Source organism: Vibrio sp. 10N.222.52.B7, from assembly GCF_041474275.1.
GTDB lineage: Bacteria > Pseudomonadota > Gammaproteobacteria > Enterobacterales > Vibrionaceae > Vibrio > Vibrio crassostreae_C.
In genome coordinates, this window is the sequence record NZ_JBFRTU010000012.1 from 105,365 (window position 1) to 117,346 (window position 11,982).

The 11,982-nt window shown below is 44.7% G+C and carries 7 protein-coding genes; 4 read left to right on the top strand and 3 right to left on the bottom strand.

Annotated features, from left to right (window positions below; translation table 11 throughout):
• Positions 1-7 precede the first annotated feature (7 nt).
• Positions 8-3,160, top strand: a complete 3,153-nt coding sequence (locus tag AB4512_RS05455; RefSeq protein WP_372174589.1) for an efflux RND transporter permease subunit — start codon at positions 8-10, stop codon at positions 3,158-3,160.
• 334 nt (positions 3,161-3,494) lie between these two features.
• Entirely contained in the window at positions 3,495-4,181 is a 687-nt protein-coding gene (locus AB4512_RS05460; protein ID WP_372174591.1) for a MaoC family dehydratase, read from the top strand.
• 76 nt (positions 4,182-4,257) lie between these two features.
• On the opposite strand, the gene AB4512_RS05465 is transcribed toward AB4512_RS05460, so the two are convergent.
• On the bottom strand, positions 4,258-5,073 hold the full coding sequence (locus AB4512_RS05465; RefSeq protein WP_372174593.1) for a phosphate ABC transporter substrate-binding protein: 816 nt from the start codon (positions 5,071-5,073) through the stop codon (positions 4,258-4,260).
• A 264-nt stretch (positions 5,074-5,337) separates the two neighbouring features.
• Here AB4512_RS05465 and AB4512_RS05470 point away from each other — a divergent pair, with 264 nt between their 5' ends.
• A complete protein-coding gene (locus AB4512_RS05470; RefSeq protein ID WP_017059495.1) occupies positions 5,338-5,700 on the top strand; it encodes a DUF3024 domain-containing protein in 363 nt (120 codons plus the stop codon).
• 184 nt (positions 5,701-5,884) lie between these two features.
• Here AB4512_RS05470 and AB4512_RS05475 read toward each other — a convergent pair whose 3' ends face one another.
• Both AB4512_RS05475 and rnb read right to left on the bottom strand, forming a co-directional pair.
• The gene (locus AB4512_RS05475) at positions 5,885-6,715 is read right to left on the bottom strand and encodes an AraC family transcriptional regulator (RefSeq protein WP_017059496.1); all 831 of its coding nucleotides are present in this window, start codon (positions 6,713-6,715) and stop codon (positions 5,885-5,887) included.
• A gap of 187 nt (positions 6,716-6,902) precedes the next feature.
• Positions 6,903-8,909, bottom strand: coding sequence for an exoribonuclease II (rnb, locus tag AB4512_RS05480; protein ID WP_017059497.1), 2,007 nt, complete (start codon positions 8,907-8,909; stop codon positions 6,903-6,905).
• A gap of 309 nt (positions 8,910-9,218) precedes the next feature.
• Here rnb and AB4512_RS05485 point away from each other — a divergent pair, with 309 nt between their 5' ends.
• Positions 9,219-11,288, top strand: a complete 2,070-nt coding sequence (locus tag AB4512_RS05485) for a DEAD/DEAH box helicase (RefSeq protein ID WP_080582207.1) — start codon at positions 9,219-9,221, stop codon at positions 11,286-11,288.
• Positions 11,289-11,982 lie beyond the last annotated feature (694 nt).

Here is an 11,982-nt window from a genome sequence, read left to right on the forward strand (position 1 = left end):
GCTATTTATGTTAAGTCGTTTCTTTATTCAAAGGCCTAAGTTCGCCCTTGTTATATCCATAATCTTAACGCTGGCGGGTGCGATTTCTCTCGCTATATTGCCAGTGGCTGAATATCCAAAAATAAGCCCACCGTCGGTCAGTGTGTCGGCATTCTACACGGGCGCAAGTGCTGAAGTGGTGGAACAGGCGATAGCCGACCCCATAGAAACGTCGGTTAACGGCGTAGAAGATATGATCTACATGTCTTCTAAAAGTGCTAACGATGGTTCATACAACCTTAACGTGACCTTTGATGTTGGTACTGATCCAGATATGGCTCAGGTTAACGTTCAGAACCGAGTTGCTCAGATCGAATCGAAGCTTCCACAAGAAGTAAGAATGGTGGGTGTAACGGTTAAGAAGCGTTCTCCTGACCTGCTGATGGTATTGAACTTCTACTCGCCAAACGGTGAGTACAACGACCAATTCCTAATCAACTACGTGAACTTGAACATTAAAGATCAGCTGGCTCGTGTGAAGGGCATCAGTGAAGTTAACGTATTGGGTGGTGGCGAATACGCGATGCGTGTTTGGTTAGATCCTGAGAAAATGGCTAACCTCAATATAACCACCTCTGACGTGAATCGCGCCTTGGCTGAACAGAACGTTCAGGTAGCGGCTGGCCGTATTGGTGCAGCACCTTACGACAACGCACAAGAAGTGCAGTTCAACTTGGTAACCAAAGGCCGACTAGAAACGGCTGATGAGTTTGAAAATGTTGTTCTTCGTGCAACTCAAGACGGTTCAACGGTTTACTTAAAAGACATTGCACGTGTTGAGCTTGGTAAAAAGTTCTACGACGGTAATGGTAAATACCGTGGTCAAGATGCGTCGATCGTAACGCTGTCACTTCAATCAGACGCTAACGCGCTGGAAAGTGGCAAAGCTGTGATGGCGATGCTGGAAAACTTAAGCAAGAACTTCCCAGAAGGCGTGGCGTATGAAGCAAGTTACGACACTACACTGTTTGTTGCTGAGTCGATCAAAGGGGTAGTAAAGACCTTAATCGAAGCCATCTTGCTGGTTATTGCGGTAACGTACCTGTTCTTGGGTAGTGCGCGTGCAACCTTGATTCCTGTAGTTGCGATTCCGGTATCTTTGATTGGTACGTTTGCCATCATGCAGATGACGGGTTTCACCATCAACACGGTAACCCTGTTTGGTTTGATACTAGCGATTGGTATCGTAGTAGATGATGCGATCTTGGTTATCGAGAACGTTGATACCACAATGGCTAAAGACCCAACCATTTCACCGCGTAAAGCCACGCTTATTGCGATGAAAGAAGTAACGGGGCCGATCATTACGTCGACCTTGGTTCTACTTGCGGTATTCATCCCTGTTGCAATGCTTCCTGGTATTACCGGTATCATGTATCGTCAGTTCGCTCTGACCATCTGTATTGCGGTTGTTATCTCTTCTATTAATGCTCTAACACTGTCACCTGCATTGTGTTCATTAGTTCTTAAGCAGGGCGGTGGTAATACGGCTCGTTGGTACCAAGCGTTTAACCGTGGTCTTGAATCAGTAACCAACAGATACGGTCAAATTGCAGGCTTCCTTGTGAAAAAGGGTGTTCTGCTGTTTACCTTCTTCGTTGTGGCGCTAGCAGCGGTAACTTACTTCGCGAAAACCACGTCTACGGCGTTCGTACCTCAAGAAGATAAGGGTATTTTACTGGTTAACGTTCAACTTCCGGATGCGGCTTCACTGTCTCGTACCGAGGATGTGACGAAGCAGTTGCTAGAGATGGTTGAACAAGAGCCTGGCGTTGACGGTGTAACACTGGTTAACGGCTATGCATTCATGACAGGCGCTTCTGCTTCGAATGGTGCGTCGATGTTCATCAAGCTCCACGATTGGGACATGCGTAATGCACTGGATGGTCAACACTCTGCTCAGGCTATCTCACAGCGTATTAATGGTCGTGCTGCGACTGAACTTCCTCAAGCTGTCGTGTTTGCGATGGGGCCTCCTGCAGTTCCGGGCATGGGGGCCGCGTCTGGTTTCGAGTTTGTACTTGAAGATACGCTAGGCCGAAGCCGTACTGATCTTGCTATGGTGATGAATGACGTGATAGCTGAGGCGAGCAAACAGCCTGAGATTTCACACACATTCAGTACTTTCCGTGCGAACGTACCTCACTACTATGTCGATATTGACCGTGAGAAAGCGCAGCAATTAGGTATTCCGTTGTCGGAAATTTTCCAAACACTACAAGGTAACCTTGGTTCGTTGTACGTGAACGACTTCACCATGTTTGGTAAGAACTTCCGCGTAACCATGCAAGCTGACAGTGAACACCGTAGCAGCATGGACGACCTACAACGATTCCACGTTCGTTCGTCTAATGGCGAGATGATCCCGTTAAGCACATTGGTGACTTACGACCAGATCTTCGAACCAGATGTAGCATGGCGTTACAACATGTACCGCAGTGCCGTGATTCAAGGTCAACCTGCAGAAGGTTACTCAAGTGGTGATGCGATTGCGGCAATGGAACGCGTAGCTGCAGAAGTATTGCCTCAGGGGTATCAGTACGAATGGACAGGCATGGCTTACCAAGAAGTACTAGCAGGTAACCAAGCGATCTTTGCTTTCGCACTGGCTCTAATCTTCATCTACCTGTTTATGGTGGCTCAATACGAGAGTTGGACAATTCCGATTGCGATTATCCTCGTGGTACCTGTCGCAACCTTAGGCTCCTTCTTGGCATTGAATCTAACGGGCACTCCGCTGAACCTTTATGCACAAATAGGTTTGGTTCTCTTGATAGCCTTGGCCGCGAAGAACGCAATCTTGATTGTGGAATTCGCAAAGGTAGAGCGTGAAGAGAAAGACGCACCGATTGAAGATGCGGCGGTGAAGGGCGGTACTTTACGTTTCCGTGCTGTGAACATGACGTCTTGGTCGTTCATCTTAGGTATCTTCCCGCTTATCTTTGCTGCGGGCGCAGGTCACGTGAGTCAGAACTCTTTGGGTATTTCACTGATCGGCGGCCTGTTATGTGTGTTACTGGCGGGTACGTTCCTAATCCCTGGCTTCTACGCATTCGTGCAACGTAAGCGTGAGAAAGCACACGGTGGTAATACCAAGCTGGTTCCGCTTGATGACGAATAGGGGATTGAGTGTCTTGTAAGATTCGTCTCTTACAAGACCAACCCTCGGAAAACTAATTCCTTGTAAAAACTAAGGTTTAGCATTGCGCTAAGCCTTTTTTTATTCCACTTATGAATAAAAACGCCTTTTATATAAACAAATGTTTGTCATGTGATAGAGCTAACACTCTAATTTGGGTTTTGTAATAAAATGATGTTTTATTGGTAAGTATATGTTTAATATGATTTTAACAAGGTTCAGCTAACGGTTGTATGCTCGAAAACATTTGCACAATAGTGTGAAGTGTTTCAAAATTACGAAGTTATATTGAAATTTTTTGTGCATTGAGGTTCTTATGAAAGTCATTGATTTATTTAAACACCGAGGCGATAGCATGTCTTCGCAACACTCAGAGTTTATGCAATGGATGTCTCCAGCTCTTAGAGATTACTGGGGCGACTTTCTTAATCGTACGCAAAATAGCCATTTCTTTGCGTGGGTTCGTGATCACCACAAACCTGCTGTCAATGAAGATGCACCAGAGATGCCGGTGGAACAGCCGATCTTACTTAAGCCAGATGCACAACTTGTGTTTGATGAGCTTAGTCAACAGATCGGTGAAGTCATCCATACTGGCGACTGGATCAATGTAAGTCAAGACCGTATTAACCAGTTCGGCCTTGTTACTGAAGATATGCAGTGGATCCACACTGAGCCTGAAAAAGCGGAAACAGACTCTCCGTTCAAAACAACCATCGCACATGGTTTTTTAACTTTATCTCTGCTTCCTCGATTGACTGACAGTGTTGACCCTGACAAGTCTCAATTCCCAACAGCGAAGATGGTCGTAAACATTGGTCTTAACCAAGTACGTTTCCCATACCCTGTTAAATCGGGCAGTAACGTTCGTGCTAAGAGTACGCTAACAAAAGTCACGCCAATCAAGAAAGGCCTAGAGATTGAACGCGAAATTCGCGTAGAAATCGAAGGTATTCGTCGTCCTGGCGCTGTGATCGTTTCCGTGATTCAACTTCACTTCTAAACGAACTCTATAGATTCCAAAAAAAAGAGAGAGCTTAATGCTCTCTCTTTTTTTTCATAAGATAAAACTCACTCACTTATTTAATGCGAGTGTAGCCGTACTCTTCGATAAGGTCTTGCCCTTGCTTTGACTTCACGAACTTGATGAAGTCTTTGCTCTCGTCAGAAACTGAGTCTGTCTTGTGCAGCAACAAGAATGGGCGAGCCAATTCATAGCTGTGGTTAGCAATGTTCTTAGATGTTGGCTCTACGCCTTCAAATGTAATTGCTTTAATCGAACGGTCGATCGAACCAACAGAGATAAAACCAATCGCGTGTGGGTTATGGTTAACAATCGTTTTAACCATGCTGTTGCTGTTTACAACCAAGTTATTTGGGTTGATGTCAGACACTAGACGGTCATTAATGATCTTCGTTAAACCAAGCAAGCTTTCGAAGCTATAGCGTGAGCCAGAAGACGCTTCGCGAGTGACAACTGCGATAGGCTGATCTGCGCCACCCACAGCTTTCCAGTTCGTGATTTTGCCTTTGTAGATATCGAACAGCTGCTCACGTGTAACGTTGCTTACAGCGTTTGAGCGGTTAGTTACTACAGCTAGGCCGTCAAAGGCAATTGGAAATACCTTCAACTTCTCGTCTTGTTCGCGGTCGGTTAAATAACGCGAGCTCATACCGATGTCAGAGACACCTTTATTAACCATGGTAATACCTGCTGTAGAACCAATGCCCTGAACCGCAATATAGTTATCAGGGTGAGTCTTGTTGTACTCCTCAGCTAATACATCCATCACTCGTGATACTGAAGTGGAGCCCGAAATAGTGGTTTCTTGTGCTAAAGCAGCATGAGAAGACAGGACTAAGGATAAAAGAGAGGCAAGCGCGACTCGTAACATAAACAACTCCTAGTTAATAACATTTGTCGCATATGATAGGTCGGTTATATGACACTTTTGTGAAATTCCATACTCTCGATGTATAGCTGTTCGCTTGATGAGTCGTAGCTTTCTGGGTTTCCGAAAGCAAGATTCGTTTCTGGGAGCAGGGCAGGTATTTTGATTACGCTTGTTCGCTAAAATGTTTGTTGAGTCCTAAGCTAAGTAGAGGAATTCACTACTTAGAAGTTTCTATGAAGTTTCTATGAAGTTACAAGGGGTGTTATGTCCGTCATTCATATCGAGCTGAATCGTCTTTTAATTGGGGCCGAGAGGCTCTGTACATCTCGAAATCGAAGTTTACCTGTCGAGCTAGGCAAATCCCTATATGAAGAGTGTGAGGGTGGTGTGCTGTTTTCTCAGGCGCATTATCTACTCGACTCATCTCACAGTGATTATACAAACGAGATCGTCTGCGTGACTTTTGATGAGTCGCTGTCTTGTTGGTTAGTGATGGTGCCGCTTGAAGGGGATGTCGAAACCGACTCTGTGAATTGGGGGCCGTATCCGTACCTTCCTAAATCGAAGGATCTTGATGCTATTTTGGCGGAAATAGAAAAAGACCCTAAATCGTACTTCTGGTCATAGTCACTCTGTTTTCACGTTTGCTGGTGGCCTGCTCGCAAAGCTGAATCAATGAGTATCAAAACTCAACCACTGAATCCCAAAGCCAAATCATCTCATCCCACACCCAAGTGGCTTAATATTGAAGCCACTTGGTTTACACCAGTTCCCAACTAAGACGTCCACATCAATCTATCGCTTTGTTTCTTTAAACTTGCGGCTTTACGCTCTGCAGTTGTGCTTGTGCCACTAGCGATCGGAAGTCTTTTGGTGTTTTTCCGTGATACGTTTTAAAGGCCGTGCTGAAGTGAGCGGCACTTTTAAAGCCTGACTCATACGCGATTTGAGTGATCGACTTATCCGATGCTCTTAGCTGAGTGGCTGCATGAGCAATACGTTTTATCTTTAATAAGTTTGAGAACGACAGATCTTCAGCCGATAAGCGACGTTTAAGCGTAGCCGGTGACATTCCCATGTAACTGGCGAGCGTATCCAAAGAGATATTGTTTTCAATGTTTTGCTCGATGTAATGAATGACTCTTTGGGTCACGGTTAACCTTGAAGCTCGAGCAATAATAGCCAATAGAGCTGGGTACTGTTCCACCATCAAAGACAGCAAACTTAAGCCTAATTGAGTGAGTGCGTAGTCATTCTGAGAAGAAGAGTTGGCCAGTGACATGATGAGATCTTTCAACTGACAGAGCTCAGTATCCGTTTGATTGAACTTAATGTACTTGTCTGGGATTCGAGCGGACTCTAAATCGCTGAACTGATTAATGAACTTTTGAAAGATAGCCAAATCAAAATCTAAGCAGGTTGCGCTGAATTCGCCATTTTCAGTGTTAACCGTGATGTCTTTAATCTGACCAGAATTGTAAAGGGTGAAATCTCCCGCTTGCAACGAGGCTTGAGTACCATTGGGCAACACAAAAGAAATGCTGCCTTTCGACACTATAAAGATACCGTTTTTAGAGGCAGGATAACGTTCTCGTCTCCTGGGAATGAAGTTTCTGAACTGAGTAACTGTGATTGATGACATAGTGAGCTTCTTTGACGTTGTAAATTGATTGCTTATTGATTGTTTTTTTAAGTATTGTTTAAGCATGAGACATTTACAAAAAAGGCGCTAATAATTAGCGCCTTTAGAAGTGAACCTTTGAAGCTTTTGACCTTGATAGCTTTGACCTTGAAAGCCGAAACCTTGAAAGCTGTAGCTGTTAACGCCTTTAAGCTTCGGTTTCGTTTGTCGTTTCAGGCTCGCTAGGCAAGTCCGCAAATACTTGAGTAGGTTTTGCTACTAAGTTACGGTTTTCCTGATTAACTTCAGAGAGAACTACTTCTAAAACGTCTCCCAGTTTGTATACCATTTCTTTATCGATAGATACAGTACCCATATCACCGTTGCACTCTATTCTTTCTTTATTATTAAGAATGAGAGATCCAGGGATAAATGCAGCAGCACCATTTTCAAGTAAACGTACACGCATACCTGCACGGTTAATATCGAAAATCTCAGCTTGGAAACGAGTTTCTTCTGCTGGAGCATTGGCTAGAGTGCGAGCATACAACCAATCGCCAACATTACGCTCAGCCATGCCGTGGTGACGGCGGTGCAGGGCAAGTTCATCACCGATAGTTTCATCTGGTGTTTGAATTGGCGCTTTACCTAAGATGTGTGCTTTAAGCATACGGTGGTTAATCATGTCGCCATATTTACGAATTGGAGAAGTCCAAGTTGCGTAAATATCTAATCCCATCGCGTAGTGCGGTGCAGGCTCATTGCTGATCTCGCTATACGCTTGGAATTTACGAATACGGTTGTCGTAGTAGCTGTTATCTAAAGAACCTAACCAACGACGTAGAGTAGCAAAACCTTCTAGAGAAATGATTTGCTCTTCAGTGAACGGCGTTTCCGCTTGCGGGTTTACCAGTTCAAGAACGTCGGAGATTTTCTCAGCCTTGAAACCAGAATGGCAGTTAAACACACCTTGGTTGAAGCTCTCTTTTAGTACTCGGCCCGCACAGATGTTCGCGCTGATCATTGATTCTTCAACCAGCTTGTTTGCGCTACGACGCATGTCAGCGTGGATAGCGACAACATCGTTATCTTCGCTCAGTTCAAAGCGGTAGTCAGGGCGATCTGGGAACACAACAGCGTTTGCTGAGCGCCATGCTGAACGTGCTTGAGCAAATTGGTGAAGATCAGAAACAATTGCAGCAATCTCTTCTGATGGTTGCCATTTCTCTGATGCACCTGTTTCTAGCCAGTCTGATACGTTGTCGTAAGCAAGACGAGCATGAGATTTGATGTTTGCAGCGAAGAAGTTAATGTCATCACCGATAACGCCATCTTTAGATACCGTTACTGTGCAGCAAAGTGCAGGACGAACTTCGTTCTCGATCAGTGAACATAGGTTGTCAGCAAGATCACGAGGCAACATTGGGATGTTGCGACCAGGAAGGTAGATAGTGAAACCGCGCTCGCGTGCCACTTTATCCATCGCATCATCTGGAGAGATGTAAGCCGTTGGATCAGCAATTGCGATAGTCAGTTCAAAATCACCGTTCTCTTTCTTCTTCGCGTAAAGCGCGTCATCCATATCTTTTGTGCTTTCGCCATCGATAGTCACAAAAGGGACGTGCGTCATGTCTACACGTTCAAGATCGGCGTCATCGTTGATTAGCCAGTTGTCGATGCCTTCAGGCTCACTGTTTGGTAGATCGTTTTGTGCCAGCGTTACCCACCAAGGTGCAATCTTGTCGTCAGCGTCTGTGATTTTCTCAGAGATCTGAGCCAAGAATCCGTTGTCACCTTTTAATGGGTGTTGAACGATATGAGCAACAACCCAGTCACCTTCTTTAAGCGTTTCAGGGTTTAGACCCTTCATTGCTTTCGCTTTAAGTTGCAGTTTTTTGAGCTGCGGGTGATCAGGAACAACGTTCAATCGGCCTTTGAAAAGCTTAACTCGTGCAATAAAGCGAGTAAGACCTTGTTCAACCAATTCCTCAGGCTCTGCTACTTCGCGCTCTTTCTCTGTGCGAATGATGGCAATCACCTTGTCACCGTGCACACATTTCTTCATGTACGGAGGCGGGATAAAGAAGCTTGTTTTGCTATCAACTTCGAGAAAACCAAAACCTTTTTCAGTGGCTTTGATGGTACCTTCCTTTTTAGGGAGGGTTTCTTGGATTTGCTGCTTGAGCTGAGCGAGTAGAGGATTATCTTGAAACATTTTGACTTTTATCTATCGAGGACAATTGAGCACACTATAATCATTGCGAGGCTTGATTACTACTTAAAGGCGAAGTGAGCGTTAATTAATTGCCCTCTTATTTAACTAGGTCAATTTGCTAGGAGATGGGTGCTGTGACGAGATATTCATCAAGTTTTGACGATATGATAACCAGTATTGATGTAAAAGCGAAAAATATGTGATGTATTTCAATTTTTTCTGGATTTTTTTATGCATTTAGGGAATAATCCGCCTCCCTTAGACGTCCCTAATGGCTTGAAGTGTTTTATTACTGCTTCGTAACTCTGAATGGAATCAGTATCTGATTGGATCAGTATTGGAATTGATAGAGCTCCCGGGACCTTTTGTTTACTTATATATAGTGGGATCCCAATGTCCGAATCTGTAATTCAATTTAATGAATTAGCCCTAAACGATAACATTCTTTCAGCTCTTGATAGCATGGGTTTCGTTTCTCCGACTCCAATCCAAGCAGCAGCTATTCCTCTTCTTCTTGAAGGCCGTGACGCACTAGGTAAAGCACAGACTGGTACTGGTAAAACAGCAGCATTCTCTCTGCCTTTACTTAACAAAATCAACCTGAACCAACACAAACCACAAGCAATCATCATGGCTCCTACTCGTGAGCTAGCGATTCAAGTTGCTGCGGAAATCAAAAACCTTGGCCGTGATATCAAAGGTCTTAAAGTTATTGAAATCTACGGTGGTGCTTCAATTGTTGACCAAATGCGTGCTCTAAGCCGCGGTGCTCACATTGTTGTTGGTACTCCAGGTCGTGTTAAAGACTTACTAACTCGTGACCGTCTACACCTAGATGAAGCACACACATTTGTTCTTGATGAAGCAGATGAAATGCTGAAAATGGGCTTCGTAGATGACGTTACTTGGATCCTAGAGCAAGCTCCAGAATCTGCACAACGTGTACTTTTCTCTGCAACTATGCCTCCAATGGTTAAGACTATTGTTGACCGTTACCTACGTAACCCGGCTAAAGTTGACGTTGCTGGTACTAACCACACAGTTGATAAAGTAGCGCAGAACTTCTGGGTTGTTAAAGGCGTAGAAAAAGACGAAGCAATGTCTCGTCTTCTAGAAACTGAAGAAACTGACGCGTCAATCGTATTCGTACGTACTCGTCAAGACACTGAGCGTCTAGCTGATTGGCTATCTGCACGTGGCTTCAAAGCTGCTGCACTGCACGGTGATATTCCTCAGTCTCTACGTGAGCGTACTGTTGATCACATCAAACAAGGTGTGATCGACATCCTAGTTGCAACTGACGTTGTAGCTCGTGGTCTTGATGTTCCACGTATCACTCACGTATTCAACTACGACATCCCATTCGATGTTGAATCTTACATCCACCGTATTGGTCGTACTGGCCGTGCTGGACGTAAAGGTAAAGCGATCCTACTAGTTCGCACTAACCAAATTCGCATGCTTCGCACAATCGAGCGCGTAACTAAGTCTCAAATGGAAGAAATTCAACTTCCTCTACGTGACCAAGTTGCTGCTGCACGTGTTGCTAAGCTTGGCGCTGAACTTGAAACTGAGAAAGAAAGCAAAGCACTAGAAAACTTTGCAGGTCTTATCTCTACTCTTCAAGAGTCTCTAGAAGTTGATGCTGCTACTCTAGCTGCAATGCTTCTTAAGCGTCAGCAAGGTAAGAGCCCACTATTCTACGTTGGCGAAGACCCAATGATCGCTGCTATTGAGCGTGATAAGAACCGTCGCAAAGAGCGTCGTGAAGATCGTGACAACGGCCGTGACGGTGGTGGTCGCAACTTCAATACTCAAGATTGGGATACTTACCAACTACAAGTTGGCCGTGAGCAAGGCGTTCAGGTTAAAGACATCGTTGGCGCACTAGCAAACGAACTTGGCCTAACTAAAGGTTCTATCGGTGCTATCAAGCTAGACCAAGGTTCTACTTACGTTCAACTGCCAAAAGCAATGAACTCTGAAACTGCTGGTAAGCTAAGCAAACTTCGCATTCGTCAAAAAGAAGCTGGCGCTGTAGTTGTTGATTTCAATGACTTCCGTGAACCTCGTCGTGGCGGCGGCGGTCGTGATGGCAACCGTGGTGGCAACCGTGGCGGTCGTGATGGTGGCGGCTACCGTGGTAACCGTGAAGGCGGCAACCGCGAAGGTGGTAACCGTGAAGGCGGTCGTGGTGGATACCGTGGCAACCGTGATGGTGCTCGCGATGGTAACTCTGCTGGCGGACGTGATGGCGAACGTCGTTTCGACCGTAACCGTGGTGGCGATCACCGTGGTAACTTCCGTGGCGAACGTGGCCATGGTAACGGCAATGGCGGTGGTAACCGTGGTCGTCGTCCAGAGCGCAACGAAGGTTAATCAACCTGTCGCTTAGACGCTTTAGGTCTAGACACTGAATTTAAAAGCCGAGCGTAATGCTCGGCTTTTTTGTGCCTGCTATTTGAACTTAAGCTTTGGTTAGCTCGATATTCGTAGCTAACTTACTTTAATCAAGCTTCGTTCCTGTAACTATGCTTCGTCCATGAAACTAAGCATCGCGCCTAGAACGAATGTTAGTGCCAAAACTTAGCTGTATCGCGTTCTAAGCCTATACCAAAACATTCTAAAACAAAGAGTGAAGGCTATCTAAGCGTCGTTACAGTGCATCTATTCGTAGAGTTGTGCTCGAAGGCAATCAAAATAAGATCAGATCACTATTCTCAACTTCAGTGAGCTTTTTGATGCAAACACTGAGCAATTGAGAAATCGAGCAAAAAGTTATCGGTAATGATAAGCAGACGAAAGGGAAGGGTGGTTGTTTTTTAAGCGGATCACCTGCATTTGTTCGAGTCGCTTTAATTAACTGAATCAAGTTAAAAATAACGTGAGCACTCGTTTGCGTCACCTGTTCATTAATTTTCTTATTCAACTATTTTTTAATTTCGCTCTCGAAATAAATAATTTAATGACCAAGATCAACTTAATTGTGTTCATTTAGTGATTTTTTCAAAACAAAAGTTGAAAGATTCAAAAATTATTGAATAATGGACTTAACTAAAATTGAAGTAAACAC